We start from the raw sequence: 20513 nt of genomic DNA, 5'->3' as shown, positions 1-20513 counted from the left end.
GCAGTCTCAATACGTTAAATATAAGGTTTGTCCTTCACTGGATGAGAATATTGAAAGTTTTTTTAATAAAAAGTTTTTGGTATTTAAAAATTCATTATATTTGCACACCGAAAATTTGAAAAACAATAAATAAATAATTTTAAATCATGGCAAAGGAAACGTTTAATCGTAACAAACCACACTTGAACATTGGTACTATTGGTCACGTTGACCATGGTAAAACTACTCTTACAGCTGCTATTTCTGCTGTATTAGCTAGCAAAGGTCTTGCTGAGAAAAAAGACTTCTCTGCAATTGACTCTGCTCCAGAAGAAAAAGAAAGAGGTATTACTATCAATACTGCTCACATCGAATACGAAACTGAAAAAAGACACTATGCTCACGTTGACTGTCCAGGTCACGCCGACTATGTTAAGAACATGGTAACTGGTGCTGCTCAAATGGATGGAGCTATCGTAGTATGTGCTGCAACTGATGGTCCTATGCCTCAGACTAGAGAACATATCCTACTTTGCCGTCAGGTAAACGTACCAAGAATCGTTGTTTTCATGAACAAAGTTGACATGGTAGATGATCCAGAGTTATTAGAGCTTGTTGAAATGGAGCTTAGAGACTTACTATCTACTTATGACTTTGACGGAGATAACTCTCCAGTAATTCAAGGTTCTGCATTAGGAGCTCTTACTGCAGCTACTGCATCTCCTGCTAACACAGAAGATAAGTGGTTCAAGAGCGTTGAAGAATTGATGGATGCTGTTGATACTTGGATCGAGCAACCACCAAGAGATACTGAAAAGCCATTCTTGATGCCAATCGAAGACGTATTCTCTATTACAGGTAGAGGTACTGTTGCAACTGGTAGAATCGAGGCTGGTGTTATCAACACTGGAGATCCAGTTGATATCGTAGGTATGGGTGACGAAAAATTAACTTCTACTATTACAGGAGTTGAGATGTTCAGAAAGATCCTAGATAGAGGTGAAGCTGGAGATAACGTAGGTCTATTGTTGAGAGGTATTGAAAAAACTGACATCAAGAGAGGTATGGTTATCGCTAAGAAAGATTCAGTTAAGCCACACAAAAAATTCAAGGCTTCTGTTTATATCCTTTCTAAAGAAGAAGGTGGACGTCACACTCCATTCCACAACAAGTACCGTCCTCAGTTCTACGTAAGAACTACTGACGTTACAGGTGAGATCTTCTTACCAGAAGGTGTAGAAATGGTAATGCCTGGTGATAACTTAGAGATCACTGTAGAATTGTTACAACCAATCGCTCTTAACGTAGGTCTTAGATTTGCGATCAGAGAAGGAGGTAGAACAGTTGGTTCAGGTCAGGTTACTGAAATCATAGACTAATCATCTTAAAATAAATAAAGCTTCCGAAAGGAAACTCTCGGAAGCTTTTTATCTACGGGCATCGTCCAATGGTAGGATACCGGTCTCCAAAACCGTTGATCAGGGTTCGAATCCTTGTGCCCGTGCAAATATAAATTATGAGTTCATTTGTCGATTTTTTAAAAGGTTCTTATAACGAATTCAGACATAAAGTTGAATGGCCAAAGTGGGCTGACCTTCAGTCATCTACTATTGTAGTGACTATTGCGACAGTGATTCTGGCATTATTTACTTTTGGAGTTGATGAATTGTTTTCTAAATCAATCAGCAACATCATTGGAATGCTAATCAACTTGTTCAATTAATTAAAAGTATTTTCCCATAATGAGCGAATTGAAATGGTATGTGCTGAAAGCAATCAGCGGACAGGAAAATAAAGTGAAAAACTATATTGAGACAGAAATCAAGCGTTTAGGGTTTGAGCAGTACGTTACTCAAGTGGTTATTCCTATGGAAAAGGTGATTCAAATTAGAAACGGAAAAAAAGTTCCTAAAGAGAGACCTTACTACCCTGGATACTTGATGATTGAAGCTGATCTGATGGGAGAGATTCCTCACGCTATCAAAAATATCCCTGGAGTTATTTCTTTCTTAAGTTTAACAAAAGGAGGAGATCCTGTTCCAATGAGAAAATCAGAGGTTAACAGAATGCTTGGAAGAATGGATGAGCTTTCAGAATTCGCAAGCGATGTTGAGATTCCTTACGTAGTAGGTGAAAACGTGAAAGTAATTGATGGACCTTTCAATGGATTCAATGGTACAGTTGAGAAGATTCTTGAGGACAAAAAGAAAATTGAAGTTTCTGTATTGATCTTCGGTAGAAAAACTCCAATGGAACTTAGCTACATGCAAGTAGAAAAAGTATAACAATTACTTACAAAAATATAAAAAGACTGCTATTAAGCGGTCTTTTTGCTTTTATATCCTCAGCTTATAAATGTTGGCTCGTTGCCAGGGAATATCTTAATAGAAGATATATAATGCGCATTGAATAGTAGATCTCAATATTTTCCAGATTGCATTATTTACTCTTCTAAAATACAGATTTCCTGTTGACTACTTCTATAAGGTATTTACTTCAATTCAATTATCACTATCGGGAGATTATAATTATTTTTCTGTACCAAAGTTCTTTTTTTAATTTTTAATTCACCTTCAGATGGCATAGTTCTTGCAAACAAGCTGTTAACTAATCCATAAATTTTATTTTTTTTATTTCATACACTGATTACAGGCGTATGGCCATTTTTATGTTTTTCAACTAAAAAATGTAAAATCTGGATTAGCTATTCAAAACACAAGCTTTATATAAACACATAACCCCATGACAAAAATTATTTCGATGGTCATTCTGGTGGGTACATCTGTACTTGCGAGTGCGCAGGTTGGTATCAATACTGCAAAACCGGAAAAAGAACTTACCGTGAACGGTACAATGAAGACATCCGGAATGGTCTTCAAGCAACCGATGGAGAAATTGAAAGCGGACGAGAATTACACTTTCATTATCAAATCTCCAGCGCCGGAAAACAAAATTACAGCGTACAATGACACCTTTGTACCCAACTCTCCGGCACCAATTAATCTTGTTCAATTTAAAATTACATGTGATCCTTCAGACAAGGATTGGGTAAATCAGTTTGACACAAAGATCAATTCTAATAAGTTTTTGGTGGTAATTTCTTCTTTTGGATTTACACAGCCTACAAGAACTTTTTCTGCGGATTGGCTTACACCAGTACCTCAGATTTTTGCTTATTCTACAGGAGGTACATGGAAACTTAAAGCAGATTACCAGGGATTCTCTCCGGATGCTTCTTTTCCTACAGGAGTTTGGACTCTGAATTTGCTGGTATTTGACAGATCTTATGCCAAAGATTTTAATTCTACACAAAGCCTTAATGCTTCTACAACAGGTGCTGCAGCAGCTCCATTAATTCAATAAAAGACAAATACGTTATGAAAAAAATTATTGCGATACTCTTTACAGGGTTTGCTGCTTTAAGCATTAATGCACAAGTTGGAATTAACACTAATACCCCTAAAGGAACTCTCGATGTTGAAGGAGAAACATTGGTAGAGTCCTATTTAATAGATACTGAGAATACGAAGGCAAGCGGAAACTATCTTCTTCTTACCCGTTCAAAAGATACTTCACCAGTAGGTAAGGTAAAGCTGTTGGACATATCGCTCCGTAATGTAGCCCCTGTGAATATGTATAATATTGTATTGAAAAATGTGAGACAGGATGAAGTGGTAAATCTCAATACAGGATTAGATGTAAGTAAATATGTTGTGGCAATTACAGGTGCTGTTTTTACAGGAGCGGTATCAGCGGCTAATACGACGACGAATCCAAAATCATATGGTTCTTATTCTACTGAAGTTACTCAGGTAGCAAGTGGAGGTAAAAATTATCATGCAATTAATTTGAGCTTTAAAGGAGCCGGTACCGTTTCCTCTCAAAATGGAACATGGACTCTTACCCTGAATGTCTTTGAAAAATCATTAGTTAAAGACTGGGGAACTTTCAACGGTTCTGTTTCAGCATCTGCTTCACCGGGTTATTCGGGAGTATCAACCAATACGCCTCTAGGGCTTCAATAAAAAAATATGAAAAGAAAAATTTATATCACAATAATCATGTGTCTGGGGATATTTTTGAACGCTCAGAAAGGAAATGTAGGGGTGAACACTGCTAATCCTACAGAAACACTTGATGTTAACGGAAAAACATATACGAATTCTTTATATCTGAGAAATCCGGGAGAGCCTACCATGACCGGAGGGAGCTTTTTAGCAACTTCGCAAAATGGTTTACAATTGTATGATCCGGCTTTGGAAAGCAGCGGACTGTTCAATTATCTTAAGCTTAGCCTTACTGGAATATCAGGTGCAGGGATTACAGATTATGATACCAAAATTGATGCAAATAACTTTTTGGTTGTCCTTCATAACTATTCATTCAAAATGAATGATGGAAATACCAATGTGATGCTTGATTATGGTGATAACGGTGTTAATGACAACAAACAGGGATCCCCTGATGTGGTGGCATTCAAAAGTAACGGGACATGGCATATAAGAGCAAGATTTACAGACAGCAGAATTATTGCTGTAAATTCATCCAATCCATCAAGAAACTACAATAATTTTACGGTAGATCTCTATCTGATGGCTTACAGAAGGTTGATTACAAAACAAAATATCAGTGATGTTAATGCTGATCTTGGAGGGAATAATGGTTCTACCCAAACGATTACCAAGCCATCCGGTTTTTAGCAGGTCTTTGAATTCTATAAATAAAAAAGAAGAGCAGGTATATGTTCTTCTTTTTTATTTGTTATAAGATCTTCTTTTTAAAATCGAGTGGAAGTAATTTACATTATATTTCAAAATCCTCTTGAAAGAGGACATTGCAAAAGTTGATCTGAAAAAATAATTTCGGGAACTCAACTATTTTTTTAAAACTTTTTAAAAATCAGCAATTTCCGTTTGCTATTTCAAAAATATTTTATACTTTTGCAGTCCAAAAAGTAGGTTTATTGTTATGTGAGTGCATAACCTACTGAATAATAAATGCTTCCAAACTCATTAATTATTCAAATTTAAAAAACAAACAATGGCTAAGAAAGTCTTTAAAATGGTAAAACTTCAGGTGAAAGGTGGCGCAGCTAACCCTTCTCCACCAGTAGGTCCAGCATTGGGTTCTGCAGGTGTGAACATCATGGAGTTTTGTAAGCAATTTAACGGAAGAACCCAAGATAAGCCAGGGCAAGTTTTACCTGTAGTAATTACAGTATACGAAGACAAATCTTTTGAATTCGTTATTAAAACTCCACCTGCAGCAATCCAGTTAATGGATGCAGCTAAGATCAAGGGAGGTTCTGGTGAACCAAACAGAAACAAAGTAGGTTCTGTAACTTGGGAACAAGTAAAGAAAATCGCTGAAGATAAAATGGCGGATCTTAACTGTTTTACAACAGACTCTGCTCTTTCTATGGTTGCAGGTACTGCTAGATCTATGGGATTAAGAGTAACAGGAACTAAACCAACTAACGCTTAAAACTTAAAGAAATGGCAAAATTAACAAAAAAGCAAAAGGAAGCTTTAAGCAAAGTAGAAAAAGGAAGAATCTATAACCTTGAAGAAGGTTCAGCTCTTGTAAAGGAGGTGAACACTGCAAAGTTTGATGCTTCTGTAGATATCGCTGTAAGATTAGGTGTAGACCCAAGAAAAGCAAACCAAATGGTAAGAGGTGTTGTATCTCTTCCTCACGGTACTGGTAAAGATGTTAAAGTATTAGCTCTTGTAACTCCAGATAAAGAAGCAGAAGCTAAAGCTGCTGGTGCTGATTATGTAGGTCTTGACGAATATTTACAAAAAATCAAAGAAGGTTGGACAGATGTTGACGTTATCGTTACTATGCCAGCTGTAATGGGTAAATTAGGTCCATTAGGTAGAGTATTAGGACCAAGAGGTTTAATGCCAAACCCTAAATCAGGAACTGTAACAATGGAAATTGGTAAAGCAGTAACTGAAGTGAAAGCAGGTAAAATTGATTTCAAAGTAGACAAGTATGGTATCATCCACGCTGGTATTGGTAAAGTATCTTTCGATGCTGCTAAGATCAAAGAAAATGCGCAGGAATTGATCTCTACATTGATCAAAATGAAGCCAACTGCTGCTAAAGGAACGTATGTAAAAAGCATTTACTTGTCTTCTACAATGAGCCCTGGTATTGCAATCGATACTAAATCTGTTAACTAATATAAATCCTTAAGACAATGACAAAAGACCAAAAAGTTGTAGCAATACAAGAGATCAAAGACTTGCTTCAGGATGCAAAAGTAGTATACGTAGCAGATCTAGACGGTTTGAACGCTGCGAAGTCTTCAGAATTCAGAAGACAGGCTTTCAAACAAAATATCAAAGTGAAAGTGGTAAAAAATACACTTTTACAAAAAGCAATGGAGCAGATTGAAGGAGTAGATTACTCTGAAATGTTCCAGACTTTTAAAGGAAACTCTGCATTAATGATTTCTGAGACTGCAAACGGTCCAGCAAAATTAATCCAAGGGTTCAGAAAGAAAGAAGAAAAGCCAGCTTTAAAGTCTGCTTTTGTTCAGGAAACTTTCTACGTTGGAGACGAAAACTTATCTGCACTTGCTAACATCAAGTCTAGAGAAGAAATGATCGGAGAAATCATTGGATTACTTCAATCTCCAATTCAAAGAGTTGTTTCTGCTCTTCAAAACAAATCTGAAACTGTAGAAGCTAAAGCTGAAGAAGCTGCTGCTCCTGCTGTAGAAGAAACTCCTGCTGAAGCTCCTGAAGCTGCTGCAGAAAGCACTGAAGAAACAAGTGCTGAATAATTACACTCAAGAAATTAAATAAATAATCAACAAAAACATTACAACAATGTCAGATTTAAAAAATTTAGCTGAAACGCTAGTAAACTTAACAGTAAAAGACGTAAACGAATTAGCAACTATCCTTAAGGATGAGTACGGAATTGAGCCAGCTGCTGCTGCTGTAGTTGTTGCTGCAGGTGGTGGAGAAGCTGCTGAAGAAAAAACTGAATTCGACGTAATTCTTAAGTCTGCAGGTGCTTCTAAATTAGCTATCGTTAAATTAGTAAAAGATTTAACTGGTGCTGGTCTTAAAGAAGCTAAAGATATCGTAGATGGTGCTCCTGCTCCAATCAAAACTGGTATCTCTAAAGACGAAGCTGAAGCTCTTAAGAAGCAATTAGAAGAAGCTGGTGCTGAAGTAGAATTGAAATAATTTCAATTTTATTATAAATATAGGAGTCCGGGCATTGCCCGGACTCTTTTTTTTGTATGCAAGTCTTTGTAAACGTGTACGTTATTTCATAATAGTATTTGAATATTATTAATCCTTTTTTCTTTATATTTTATTATGATTATTTATTTAATAATAATTAACATAATATTTTATTTTTATTTCGCAATTTGGTTGTTTTGTTTATATTTAAATTAATAAAGTGTTGTTTTGGTTGAAAAAATATTATATTTGTACCGAAAAAAACACAACATAATTGGATAGAAATTATTTTCTTTCTTACGGCCACAAGATTACACTTTTGCTGCTTCTGGCGGCTGTAGGAAAATTAAACGCTAAGTTTATACCTGTAACAATGAGTAAAACTCAATTACTCTATTGTACAGATATAAATAATCACCCGCAGCAATATTTGGCTGATCTTTCAGTTCATCTGTCTGAAGCAGGAAATGGCGTGGCAGCTGTACATAAAATATCTGCTGTTCAGAATGAAACTTTTGCATTCTATTGCAATAGATTACAAAACAATCTTTCTTTTTTAAATAATGACAACCTTCAGTTATTCTTCTTTAGAGATATCAAATTTGTTGCTGGTTGGAGTAAGTGGACTTATTCGTATCTGAACTACAAAGAAAATATTTCCCTGATATTTAATGAAGTCCGAAAATTCTATGTCAACTCATTTAAGCTTGTTGACGGTTTTAAGTTTATCATTAAAATTCCTGATAAATTAATCCATTCTTTTATCCTATAATATTTCGTACAATTTAAGCGCTTTCTTACAGTACTATCTGTTATTTCATTTATTATTTGAATGAGAATGCCCGGGAATTGCCTTTTCAAAAACACACACATACATAAAAAAAACAGCAAATATCATTAGACATGAAAAACAGATTATTCACCATCGCTCTTTTATCAATTGGTGTATCACTATCAGCACAGGTTGGGATTAATACCGGACAGGCTCAGGCAACCTTTGATATCGTAGGATCACCTTCCAATGCCAGTAAACTTGATGGCGTGATTGCTCCAAGACTTACAGGAGTACAACTGAGAGCTAAAAGCTATACTGCAGCCCAAACAGGGGCTATAGTTTATATTACAGCAGCCGAAACTACACCTTCCGGGCAGACCGTTGATGTTGTATCACCAGGGTACTATTATTTTGATGGTACCAAATGGGGTAATTTAAGTGGAAACTGGCGTACAGCAGGAAATGCTGGTACAACAGCGGCAACAGCCACATTAGGAACAGATATTGGTGCCGGGAATTACTTAGGTACAAATGACGGTCAGAATTTAGTTCTGGCTACTCAGAAAAATGTAAAAGGAATATTAGATACTAACGGAACCCTGCAGGGTGGAAATTCCAATTCTGCAACAGGTCCTTATGCTTCGTTTACTTGGGGGTCCAATAATATTCTTACCAACAGTACTTCTTCAAATATTGCATTGGGAAAAGACAACTCGGTTTCTGCGCAGGGTAATTTTCTCGCTGTAGCTATCGGAATGGGGAATACCGCAAATAATGGAGCTAAGGTGATAGGAAACACCAACAATGCTACCGGACCTAATAATTTAGTATTTGGAAACCTGAACACCGTAACAGGACTCACAGGACTGACTGTTGGAAACAATCATACCAACAGCGGTGGGATTGCTATCGGAAGCGGAAATACAACATCATTGAATAATATTGCTGTTGGTTCTGCCAATACAGCCACCGGTACAGAAGCTTTTGCAATTGGATTTTCAGGCCAGGCAGCAGCAGGGCAGATGGTTTATGCCAATAAACAACATATTTTCTTCAATAAAAACAACGGAACAGATACAATATTAGGAATCAATATGACACCTACTGCGGCAACAGCTACAGGTGCCGCTATTCAGATGAAAGGAATTGCTTCCGGTGCCAACGCAGCATGTTCAGCAGCAGAGGAAGGTGCAATCCGATATAATACAACCGCTAAAGTGCATGAAGGTTGTAATGGGACTAACTGGAAAGCGCTTTACTAATTCATAAAATAGACACAAACCTTAAAAAAATAAAAAATGACCAGAAAATTATTCGAAAAGTTAGCTGCGATGCTTATGACATTGATGATGTCAGTGGCAGTATTTGCGCAGCAGGGCTATGAACCTATCCGTGGGATGGGAGTAGAGGCAAAACCTGTCAACAATTCAGGGATTTGTCTAGCATGTTATAACGGAAGCATGAATCCGGTGGTGGATGCAAGCCTTGATAACAGCGTAAGTATGGGGAATTTCGCCTCCCTGTTAAGTGGAAACGGAATCTCAGTAAAGAATAAAAATACAACCTATCCTGCGGGATATATTACCGGATTCAATGTAGATCTTGGGACGAGTTTTATTACTGTTGATCTTTTGAGTTCTTTGCGAATCAGTACGTATAAAAATGGTGTTCTTCAGGAGACAACTACCAGCAGTACACTTTTATCGGTTCCTGCATTCGGAGGAAGTAAGAACAGGATATTCCTGCACTTTAAAACTTCAAAAGAATTTGATGAAGTAAGACTATATCAAACCAATGTTCTTTCTGTGTTCAGTGCTATGAATGTGTATTATGCATTTGCATTTGATCCTGCAAAAGTACCTACAGAAAATAATGGTATTTGTGATGATATCATTGCAGGAAGCGGTGTTGACGGAAATGTATCCGGAAGCAGCAGTTTCCTGGCTCCGCTTTCTTATGTTCAGAATAAAGAAAGAATTGGAGATGGAAATAAAAACTCTTACGGATCAATAGTCCTTCCAATCGGATTACTGGGATCTTATTCAGTAGGAGTTCTTGATAAAAATCAGGTGTATCCTGCAGGTAACAGAACAGGTTTTGTTATTGAACCGGATGATCAGGGGAAGCTGTTAAGTGCTGAGTTTTTAAAGAATATTACAATAGAAACTTACCTTTACGGTCAGCTTCAGGATTCAAAACAGCTTTCTGACGGAGGAGGTTTGATTAACATTAAAGTATTGGGATTTGGTTCAGGAAAACAGAAGGTTACCTTAACGACTACTAAGCCTTTCAATGAAGTAAGATTAAAAATTACCCAGACAGTAGGATTTAATTTAGGAGCTTTAAAAGTTTACTATGCTTTTGAAGAACCTGTTTCTTGTGAATGTGATGATAAAATTCAGACAAGTGGTTCTGCTGTACCGGGAAATCTGGTAACAGGTACTTCATGGACATCAGGTCCTGGATTCCTTGGTCTTATTTTAGCGAAGATGATCAATCCGGAAGCGATTGTGGATAACAATCCATCTAATTACGCAACGGCTACTGTTCCGGCAGCATCTTTTCTTAGTATTTTCTCAGCATATGCAACGGTAAGTACTGCGAGTGTACTTCCTGTGAATACGATGGCTGGGTTTACTGTAGAAAAAGCAGGAAACCTTCTTGGGGTAAGTGTTCTGGAAAATATCACGGTGACATTGTACAACGGAAATACTTTGACAGATACCTTTACAAGCTCAGGAAGTTTGATCAGCGGAAACTTCTTCACTACGAATTCAAATAAATTCTATGTCGGAGGAAAAGCTACAAAGCCTTTCAACCGTATTAAAATTACATTCAACAGCGGAACTGCGGTTCGTATTCCTCAGAACTATTACATCTATAATGCTTTTGCGAGCAGAGATGATGATAACGATGGAGTTCCAAACTGTTTCGACCGTTGCCCTGGAGGGGATGACAGCATAGATAATAACGGAAACGGAATTCCTGACTGTGCAGAAGGCTGTACGGAAGTAAATGACAAATCTCCTGCACTGGATACAGACGGAGATGGTATTGTAGATGCTTGTGATCTGGATTCTGATAACGACGGTATTCTTGATGCTGTAGAAGATTTTGATAAAAATGGAAAATTCCAGGATGATGATAACGAAGGAGATATTCTGTTGACACCGGTATTGGGAGATTCAGTTCCGAATTATCTTGACCTTGATTCTGATAACGATGGTATCTTAGATCTGTTTGAGTCAGGAATTCCAACGTCAGTAATTAATCAGATTGATACAGACCATAATGGTGTTATCGATGCTAATGTTCCGGTAGGTAAAAACGGTATCGCTGATATTTTGGAAACTTCACCTGACTCAGGAGTTCTGAAATATACAGTTAAAAATACAGATGGGGATGATAAACCGGACTTTCTGGATATTACTTCCAATGGTTCAGATCTTGACCTTTATCAGATTGGGAAAGGTAACCTTGATACATTAGGCGGTGGATTCATTTCTACAATCAACGATAAAGACAAAGATGGTATTCAGGCTGTTGTAGATACAGACCTTGTGAAAAGAGGTTCTCCGAATTCTCCGCTTTCACCTTATGCGTCCTTATTGAAGAATGCATCCAAAACTGCTGCAAAAATCACAACTTCGGAAATTGCTGCTGCAGCAAATGATGTGAAAGTATATCCAAACCCTGTAAAAGCAGGAGAAAATCTTAGAATTACATCCGCAGAAGAAGGAGTGTATACACTGTTCTCAGCACAGGGACAGGTGATTAAGACAGATAAATTTAATGCCAATACCGGTATTGATACATCTTCACTTCCTACAGGAGTTTATATTATTAAAATAGAAACCAAATCAAAAATACAATCTTATAAGGTTATTGTGAAATAGTCATAAGATTAGCTTGTGTTGTGGAGGGGTTGCTCATATTTGGGCAGCCTCTCTTGTTTTTAAGAGCCTCGAAATGAGGTGATTTATTTGTTATTGTGGATAACTTTTTGTATCTTTGCCCCTCTTTTGGCGCGAAAAATTGTTTGTAAATTTATAAAATACTGAAAATCAACTCTTTCATTGTGAAAACATGAAGGGGATTTCGTATATGTAGATATTGCGGTAATACAGCCTCAAAAGTAATAAAAATATTTTGCATTACACTGTGAAAAGATATACCAGTGTTGCAGTTAGAAAGAGCCAAGTGCAAAGTTAAAAGAGCCTTAAGGTCTTCTGTGAGCGCCAAAAACACTTTTACCTTTTACTTTTACCTTGTTTCTTGTTCTTTTCTGATATTTTTTTAATGAATCAAAATATTTTTTAACCCTTTCTTAAAAGTTTTATGAGTAAAACAAAATCAACAACTCAAGGAAATCCGAGAATTAATTTCTCATCAGCGAAAGGAAAAATCATCACTCCAGACTTTTTGGATATCCAAATTGAGTCTTTCAGAGAATTTTTCCAGCTTGATACACTTCCTGAAGCCAGAAAGACAGAAGCTCTTTACAAGACTTTCCAAGAGAATTTCCCAATTACGGATTCAAGAAACCAATTCGTATTAGAATTCCTTGACTATCTGGTAGATTCTCCACGTTATTCAATCGATGAGTGTGTGGAAAGAGGACTTACTTATTCAGTTCCTCTAAAAGCTAGACTTAAATTGTATTGTACTGACCCGGAACACGAAGATTTCCAAACAGTGGTTCAGGATGTATATTTAGGTCCGGTTCCTTATATGACGCCAAGTGGTTCTTTCATCATCAACGGTGCTGAGAGGGTTATCGTTACGCAGCTTCACCGTTCACCTGGTGTATTCTTCGGACAGACTTACCATGCGAATGGAACCAAACTTTACTATTCAAGAATTATCCCTTTCAAAGGATCTTGGATGGAATTTACAACTGATATCAACAGCGTAATGTACGCGTATATCGACCGTAAGAAAAAATTACCATTAACAACTTTATTAAGAGCTATCGGATTTGAATCTGATAAAGATATCCTTCAGATCTTCGACCTTGCGGAAGAAGTGAAAGTTTCTAAAGCAGCCCTTAAAAAAGTAGAAGGGAGAACATTGGCTGCGAGAGTATTGAACACTTGGTTCGAAGATTTCGTAGACGAAGATACAGGTGAAGTAGTTTCTATCGAAAGAAACGAGATCATCTTGGATAGAGAAACAATCCTTGAAAAAGAACACTTAGATCTTATCCTGGATGCTGGTGTGAAATCAATCCTGATTCACAAAGAAAACAGTAACGAATTCTCTATCATCCAGAATACATTACAAAAAGACCCTACTAACTCTGAAAAAGAAGCAGTAGAGTATATTTATCGTCAGTTAAGAAATGCAGATCCACCAGATGAGGAAACTGCAAGAGGAATCATTGAAAAATTATTCTTCTCTGAGCAGAGATACTCTTTAGGTGAAGTAGGACGTTACAGATTAAATAAAAAATTAAGTCTAAATATCCCAACTACAACTGAAGTTCTTACAAAAGAAGATATTATTGCAATTGTAAGACACTTAATTGAGTTAGTAAACTCAAAAACTGATGTTGATGATATTGACCACTTATCAAACAGAAGAATTAAAACTGTTGGTGAGCAATTGGCAGGACAGTTCGGTGTAGGTCTTTCAAGAATTGCAAGAACAATCAAGGAAAGAATGAACGTTAGAGATAACGAAATCTTTACTCCGCTTGACCTTGTAAATGCTAAGACATTAACATCTGTAATTAACTCATTCTTCGGTACCAACCAGCTTTCTCAGTTCATGGACCAGACCAACCCGCTATCAGAAATCACGCACAAGCGTAGACTTTCTGCACTAGGGCCTGGTGGTTTATCAAGAGAAAGAGCAGGTTTCGAGGTTCGTGACGTTCACCATACTCACTACGGAAGAATTTGTCCGATTGAAACTCCGGAAGGACCAAACATCGGTTTGATTTCATCTCTAGGGATCTATGCAAAAATCAACAACCTTGGTTTCATCGAAACTCCATATAGAAAAGTAGAAAGTGGTAAGATTGATCTTAACGCTGATCCTATTTACTTAAATGCTGAAGATGAAGAAGACAAAGTAATTGCTCAGGCAAACGTTGAATTGAGTGATAACGGAGATTTCTTAACAGACAGAATTATCGCAAGATTGGATGGTGACTATCCGGTGGTGGAGCCTGCTCAGGTAAACCTTATCGATGTAGCTCCAAACCAGATCTCAGGTATTTCTGCTTCATTGATTCCATTCTTGGAACATGATGATGCGAACCGTGCATTGATGGGATCTAACATGATGCGTCAGGCCGTTCCTCTATTGAAGCCACAGGCTCCAATCGTTGGTACAGGGCTTGAGCAGCAAGTTGCAAGAGATTCAAGAATCTTAATTAACGCTGAAGGTACAGGTACTGTAGAGTACGTAGATGCTGACAGAATTATCATTAAATATGAAAGAAGCGAAGACGAAGATTTAGTACAATTCGAGTCTGCTACTAAAACATACAAACTTACTAAGTTTAGAAAAACGAACCAGAGTACAACAATTACCCTAAGACCAAACGTAAGAGTAGGTGATGTAGTGGAGAAAGGACAGGTACTTTGCGACGGTTATGCTACTGAAAAAGGAGAATTAGCTCTTGGTAGAAACTTAGTGGTAGCGTTCATGCCTTGGAAAGGGTACAACTTCGAGGATGCAATCGTAATCAACGAAAAAGTTGTACGTGAAGACTGGTTTACTTCAATCCACGTAGATGAATATTCTCTTGAAGTTCGTGATACCAAATTAGGTATGGAAGAGCTTACAGCAGATATTCCAAACGTATCTGAAGAAGCTACCAAAGATCTTGACGAGAACGGTATGATCAGAATCGGTGCTGAAGTGAAGCCTGGAGATATCATGATTGGTAAAATTACTCCAAAAGGTGAATCTGACCCGACTCCTGAAGAAAAACTTCTTAGAGCAATCTTCGGTGATAAAGCTGGTGATGTAAAAGATGCATCATTAAAAGCTGACTCTTCATTAAGAGGAGTTGTTATCAACAAGAAATTGTTCTCTAGAAACATTAAAGACAAAAAGAAAAGAACTGAAGAAAAACTTAGACTTGAAGAAATTGAAAACACTTACAAGGCTAAATTTGACGAGTTGAGAAATACTTTAATTGAAAAATTAAATACACTGGTAAGCGGTAAAACTTCTCAAGGGGTACAAAATGACCTTGACGAAGAAATCATCGGTAAAGGTGTGAAATTTACTCACAAGTTATTAACTTCAGTTGAAGATTATGTAAACGTTAGTGGTGCAGACTGGACAGTTGACGCTGACAAGAATGAATTGATCAAACAATTAATTCACAACTACAAAATCAAATATAACGACATCCAAGGAGTTAAAAACCGTGAGAAATTTGCAATTTCAATCGGAGATGAGCTTCCAGCAGGGATCATGAAGTTGGCTAAAGTTTACATCGCTAAGAAACGTAAACTGAATGTAGGAGATAAGATGGCGGGACGTCACGGTAACAAAGGTATCGTTTCAAGAATCGTTCGTGAAGAAGACATGCCGTTCTTAGAAGATGGAACACCAGTAGATATCGTATTGAATCCACTAGGGGTACCTTCTCGTATGAACATCGGTCAGATCTACGAAACAGTTCTTGGATGGGCTGGTCAGAAACTGGGAATGAAGTTCGCTACACCAATCTTTGACGGAGCTACTCTTGATCAGATTACTGAATATACAGAGAAAGCAGGGGTACCTAAATTCGGTCACACTCACCTTTATGATGGTGGTACCGGAGAAAGATTTACTCAGGCTGCGACAGTAGGTATCATTTACATGTTGAAACTAGGACACATGGTTGATGATAAGATGCACGCACGTTCTATTGGACCTTACTCATTGATTACTCAGCAGCCGTTAGGAGGTAAAGCTCAGTTCGGAGGTCAGAGATTCGGAGAGATGGAGGTTTGGGCACTTGAAGCATTCGGTGCATCCAATATCTTGAGAGAAATCTTGACTGTGAAGTCGGATGACGTGATTGGTAGAGCAAAAACTTATGAAGCAATTGCAAAAGGTGAATCTATGCCTGAACCAGGTATTCCGGAATCATTCAATGTATTACTTCACGAGTTACAAGGACTTGGACTTGATGTAAGACTTGAGGAATAATTTTAAATTTTGCCTGTTGAATTTTGAACCCGTTCAGAATTCTATCCAAAATTTATAATCCAAAATCTAAAATCTAAAAAATGTCAAATAAAAATAAAACAAGTAGATTTAATAAAATAACCATCGGTTTAGCTTCACCGGAGTCTATTTTACAAGACTCAAGAGGGGAGGTTTTAAAACCGGAAACTATTAACTACAGAACTCACAAACCTGAAAGAGACGGATTATTCTGTGAGAAAATCTTTGGTCCTGTAAAAGATTACGAATGTGCTTGTGGTAAATACAAGAGAATTCGTTACAAAGGGATCGTTTGTGACCGTTGTGGTGTAGAAGTTACTGAGAAAAAAGTAAGAAGAGAAAGAATCGGTCATATCGGATTGGTTGTTCCTATTGCTCATATCTGGTACTTCCGTTCATTGCCAAACAAAATCGGATACCTTTTAGGAATCCCTTCTAAGAAATTAGACATGATCATCTACTACGAAAGATATGTAGTGATTCAGCAGGGTATTGCTAAAAAATTAGATGGTTCTGATTTCGAAAATATGGAATTCCTTACGGAAGAAGAATACCTTGATATCATGGAAACTCTTCCGGTGGAAAACCAATATCTTGATGATTCTGATCCAAACAAATTCATCGCCAGAATGGGTGCTGAAGCTGTAGAAGATCTATTAAAAAGAATCGATCTTGATGCATTGTCTTTCGACTTGAGACACAAAGCTCACAACGAAGGTTCTAAGCAAAGAAGAACAGAAGCTCTTAAAAGACTGAACGTTGTAGAAGCATTGAGAGGTGCTAATACAAGAATGATCAACAGACCAGAGTGGATGATTATGCGTGTACTTCCTGTTATCCCACCAGAACTAAGACCATTAGTTCCATTGGATGGAGGACGTTTCGCAACTTCTGACTTGAATGACCTTTATAGAAGAGTAATTATCAGAAATAACCGTTTGAAGAGATTATTGGAAATCAAAGCTCCTGAAGTAATCTTGAGAAACGAGAAGCGTATGCTTCAGGAATCAGTAGATTCATTATTCGATAACACAAGAAAATCTTCTGCAGTAAAATCTGAATCAAACAGACCATTGAAATCACTTTCTGATTCATTGAAAGGTAAGCAAGGTCGTTTCCGTCAGAACTTACTAGGGAAAAGGGTAGATTACTCTGCGCGTTCCGTAATTGTTGTAGGTCCAAACTTACAGCTTCACGAATGTGGTATTCCTAAAGATATGGCAGCTGAACTTTACAAACCGTTTATCATTAGAAAACTAATTGAAAGAGGGATTGTAAAAACGGTAAAATCTGCAAAGAGAATTATTGATAGAAAAGAACCCGTAGTTTATGATATCCTTGAAAACGTGATGAAAGGTCACCCTGTTCTATTGAACAGAGCACCTACGCTTCACAGACTGGGTATTCAGGCTTTCCAACCTAAGATGATCGAAGGTAAGGCAATCCAGCTACACCCATTAGTAACTACGGCCTTCAATGCCGATTTCGATGGTGACCAGATGGCAGTACACTTGCCGTTAGGACCAGAAGCAATCCTTGAAGCTCAGTTATTGATGTTAGGTTCTCAAAACATCTTGAACCCTGCAAACGGTTCTCCAATTACAGTACCATCTCAGGACATGGTTCTTGGTCTTTATTTCATGACTAAAGAACTGAGCTCTACAGAAGATATGAAAGTAAAAGGTGAAGGTCTTGCATTCTATTCTCCTGAAGAAGCGGAAATCGCTTATGCTGAAGGTAGAGTATCTTTAAATGCTAAAGTAAGATGTAGACTACCTGTTAAAGAAGAGGGAGTAATTGTAACAAGATTAATCGAAACGTCTGTTGGTAGAATTCTATTCAACCAGATTGTACCTAAACAGTCAGGATATATCAATGAACTTCTTACGAAGAAATCATTGAGAAATGTTATTGGTAAGATCCTTGCTGATACAGATTTCCCTACAACGGTGAAGTTCCTTGATGCAATGAAAGACTTAGGGTATTCAAATGCATTCAAAGGAGGTCTTTCATTCTCACTTGGGGATATTGTAGTTCCTGTTGAGAAAAAGCAGATGATTGCGTCTTCAATTGAAACAGTAGACGAAATTAGAGCCAACTATAACATGGGTCTAATTACAGATACAGAACGTTATAACCAGGTAATCGACGTTTGGACAAACACCAACGCTGGATTAACTGAAATGATCATGAGCAGAATGAAAGTTGACCAAGGTGGATTCAATTCTGTATACATGATGCTTGACTCTGGAGCGAGGGGTTCTAAAGAACAGATCCGTCAGTTATCAGGGATGAGAGGTTTGATGGCAAAACCGCAAAAAGCTGGTTCTACCGGTGCGGAGATTATCGAAAACCCGATCCTTGCAAACTTTAAGGAAGGTCTTTCGATTCTAGAGTACTTTATCTCTACCCACGGTGCTCGTAAGGGTCTTGCGGATACCGCTCTTAAGACAGCCGATGCTGGTTACTTAACGAGAAGATTGGTAGACGTTGCACAGGACGTTATCGTTACAGAAGACGACTGTGGAACGCTAAGAGGTACAGAAGTTACTGCACTTAAGAAAAATGATGAGATCGTTGAAAAGATTTCTGAAAGAATCTTAGGTAGAGTATCTCTTCATAATATCTATGATCCTGAAACTGATGAGCTAATTGCTAGTGCAGATCAGGTAATCATCGAAGCATTAGCTAAGAGAATTGAAGAAGCTGGACTAGAAGCGGTTGAAGTTCGTTCACCGTTAACTTGTGAGGCTAAGAAAGGAATCTGTGCAAAATGTTATGGTAGAAACTTAGCAACAGGTAAAGTGATCCATATGGGTGAAGCTGTAGGAGTAATTGCAGCTCAGTCAATTGGTGAACCGGGAACTCAGTTAACATTGAGAACTTTCCACCAGGGAGGGGTTTCAACAAACGTTTCCGAAAACCCATCTATTGTTGCTAGAAGAGACGGTATCGTTGAATTGGATGAAGTAAGAACAATTACTTCTGAAGACGAAAATGGTAACACTGCAGAAGTAGTGGTTTCACGTACAACAGAATTTAGATTGGTAGCTGAGAATGAGACTAAGACTCCATTAATGATCGCTAACGTACCTTACGGTGCTATATTATCTGTAAAACCAGGTGATAAAGTGAAAAAAGGAGATATTATCTGTAAGTGGGATCCATATAACGCGGTTATCATTGCAGAAACTGCTGGTAAAGTAGAATATGAAGATATCATCCAGGGTATTTCATTCCAACTTGAAATTGACGAACAAACAGGATTCGAAGAGAAAGTAATCTCTGAATCTAGAAATAAGAAAGCCGTACCTACCTTGAAGGTGGTAGACTCTAAAGGAGTTGAGCAGAAAGCTTACAACTTACCGGTAGGAGCCCACTTAATGGTAAACGATGGTGAAAAAATTAAAGCAGGTAAAGTTTTAATCAAGATCCCAAGAAAAGCTGCAAAGACAGGGGATATCACCGGAGGTCTTCCGAGAGTTACCGAATTATTCGAAGCAAGAAACCCTTCAAACCCAGCGGTTGTTACTGAAATCGACGGGGTAGTTTCTTACGGAAAAATTAAAAGAGGTAACCGTGAATTGATCGTAGAAGCAAAAACTGGAGAAAGAAAAATTTACTTGGTAAAACTTTCTAACCAGATCTTGGTTCAGGAGAATGACTTCGTAAGAGCTGGTTCTCCACTTTCTGACGGTTCAGTTACTCCGGACGACATTCTGAAAATCAAAGGGCCAACTGCGGTTCAGGAATACTTAGTAAATGAGATTCAGGAAGTTTACCGTCTACAAGGGGTAAAAATCGACGACAAGCACTTCGAAATTATCGTAAGACAGATGATGACGAAAGTATCTATCGTAGATGGAGGTGATACTCAATTCCTTGAAGGAGCTCTTGAGCACAAGTATGATTTCTTAGAAGAAAACAACAGAGTATTTGGTCTTAAAGTAGTAGTAGAAGCTGGTGATTCTAAAGAATTTATGCCAGGTCAGATGATTACTGCAAGAGAATTAAGAGATGAAAACTCTAAGTTGAAGCGTGAAGATTTAGGTCTTGTAGAAGTAAGAGAAGCTCTTCCTGCTACAGCAACTCCTGTATTACAAGGTATTACAAGAGCAGCACTTCAGACTAAGTCATTCATGTCTGCAGCATCGTTCCAGGAAACAACTAAAGTTCTTAACGAAGCAGCTGTTGCTGGTAAAGTAGACGAACTTAACGGTCTTAAAGAAAATGTAATTGTAGGTCACAGAATCCCTGCAGGTACAGGTCTTAAAGAGTATCAGAACGTTATTGTAGGTTCTAAGAAAGAATTCGAAGACCTTAACTAAAATTAATGATTTGAAATTTGGGATTTGAAATTATTTTTATATTTTCAC

General features: G+C 37.6%; 15 protein-coding genes and 1 tRNA gene. All 16 read left to right on the top strand.

Annotation, left to right across the window (positions count from 1 at the left end; translation table 11 throughout):
* Positions 1-146: 146 nt before the first annotated feature.
* The 16 genes from tuf (at position 147) to rpoC (ending at position 20465) form a co-directional block, all read left to right on the top strand.
* Positions 147-1358 (top strand): elongation factor Tu, encoded by a 1212-nt coding sequence (gene tuf, locus AC57AW_RS23075; protein WP_318846406.1) that lies wholly within the window; start codon positions 147-149, stop codon positions 1356-1358.
* A gap of 54 nt (positions 1359-1412) precedes the next feature.
* Positions 1413-1483, top strand: a tRNA-Trp gene (locus AC57AW_RS23070).
* A gap of 12 nt (positions 1484-1495) precedes the next feature.
* Positions 1496-1702, top strand: coding sequence for a preprotein translocase subunit SecE (gene secE / locus AC57AW_RS23065; protein WP_045501119.1), 207 nt, complete (start codon positions 1496-1498; stop codon positions 1700-1702).
* A 19-nt stretch (positions 1703-1721) separates the two neighbouring features.
* Positions 1722-2264, top strand: a complete 543-nt coding sequence (nusG, locus tag AC57AW_RS23060; RefSeq protein WP_105681614.1) for a transcription termination/antitermination protein NusG — start codon at positions 1722-1724, stop codon at positions 2262-2264.
* A gap of 457 nt (positions 2265-2721) precedes the next feature.
* The gene (locus AC57AW_RS23055; RefSeq protein WP_318846407.1) at positions 2722-3342 is read left to right on the top strand and encodes a hypothetical protein; all 621 of its coding nucleotides are present in this window, start codon (positions 2722-2724) and stop codon (positions 3340-3342) included.
* Positions 3343-3356: 14 nt separating this feature from the next.
* On the top strand, positions 3357-4004 hold the full coding sequence (locus tag AC57AW_RS23050; protein ID WP_496353742.1) for a hypothetical protein: 648 nt from the start codon (positions 3357-3359) through the stop codon (positions 4002-4004).
* Positions 4005-4010: 6 nt separating this feature from the next.
* Positions 4011-4679, top strand: a complete 669-nt coding sequence (locus tag AC57AW_RS23045; protein ID WP_496353741.1) for a hypothetical protein — start codon at positions 4011-4013, stop codon at positions 4677-4679.
* A 340-nt stretch (positions 4680-5019) separates the two neighbouring features.
* Complete coding sequence (rplK, locus tag AC57AW_RS23040; protein WP_047379251.1) at positions 5020-5463, top strand: 50S ribosomal protein L11; 444 nt, start codon at positions 5020-5022, stop codon at positions 5461-5463.
* 11 nt (positions 5464-5474) lie between these two features.
* Entirely contained in the window at positions 5475-6167 is a 693-nt protein-coding gene (gene rplA, locus AC57AW_RS23035; protein WP_068944773.1) for a 50S ribosomal protein L1, read from the top strand.
* Positions 6168-6184: 17 nt separating this feature from the next.
* A complete protein-coding gene (gene rplJ / locus AC57AW_RS23030; RefSeq protein WP_149833642.1) occupies positions 6185-6772 on the top strand; it encodes a 50S ribosomal protein L10 in 588 nt (195 codons plus the stop codon).
* 46 nt (positions 6773-6818) lie between these two features.
* The gene (gene rplL, locus AC57AW_RS23025; protein WP_007845452.1) at positions 6819-7184 is read left to right on the top strand and encodes a 50S ribosomal protein L7/L12; all 366 of its coding nucleotides are present in this window, start codon (positions 6819-6821) and stop codon (positions 7182-7184) included.
* A gap of 274 nt (positions 7185-7458) precedes the next feature.
* Positions 7459-7956: a hypothetical protein gene (locus AC57AW_RS23020; RefSeq protein ID WP_496353740.1), complete on the top strand. Its 498-nt coding sequence runs from the start codon at positions 7459-7461 to the stop codon at positions 7954-7956.
* A 131-nt stretch (positions 7957-8087) separates the two neighbouring features.
* Positions 8088-9221, top strand: coding sequence for a phage tail-like protein (locus tag AC57AW_RS23015; protein ID WP_496353739.1), 1134 nt, complete (start codon positions 8088-8090; stop codon positions 9219-9221).
* Between the two features lie 36 nt (positions 9222-9257).
* On the top strand, positions 9258-11855 hold the full coding sequence (locus tag AC57AW_RS23010; protein ID WP_496353738.1) for a T9SS type A sorting domain-containing protein: 2598 nt from the start codon (positions 9258-9260) through the stop codon (positions 11853-11855).
* Between the two features lie 442 nt (positions 11856-12297).
* Complete coding sequence (gene rpoB, locus AC57AW_RS23005) at positions 12298-16119, top strand: DNA-directed RNA polymerase subunit beta (protein WP_318846413.1); 3822 nt, start codon at positions 12298-12300, stop codon at positions 16117-16119.
* An 80-nt stretch (positions 16120-16199) separates the two neighbouring features.
* The gene (gene rpoC, locus AC57AW_RS23000) at positions 16200-20465 is read left to right on the top strand and encodes a DNA-directed RNA polymerase subunit beta' (RefSeq protein ID WP_318846414.1); all 4266 of its coding nucleotides are present in this window, start codon (positions 16200-16202) and stop codon (positions 20463-20465) included.
* Positions 20466-20513: the final 48 nt, after the last annotated feature.

The sequence above is a fragment of the Chryseobacterium sp. BGA-UO-ETr-SB22 genome, assembly GCF_059567885.1.
Note: the sequence above shows the minus strand (reverse complement) of the source record. Positions and strands in the feature narration are given on the sequence as shown.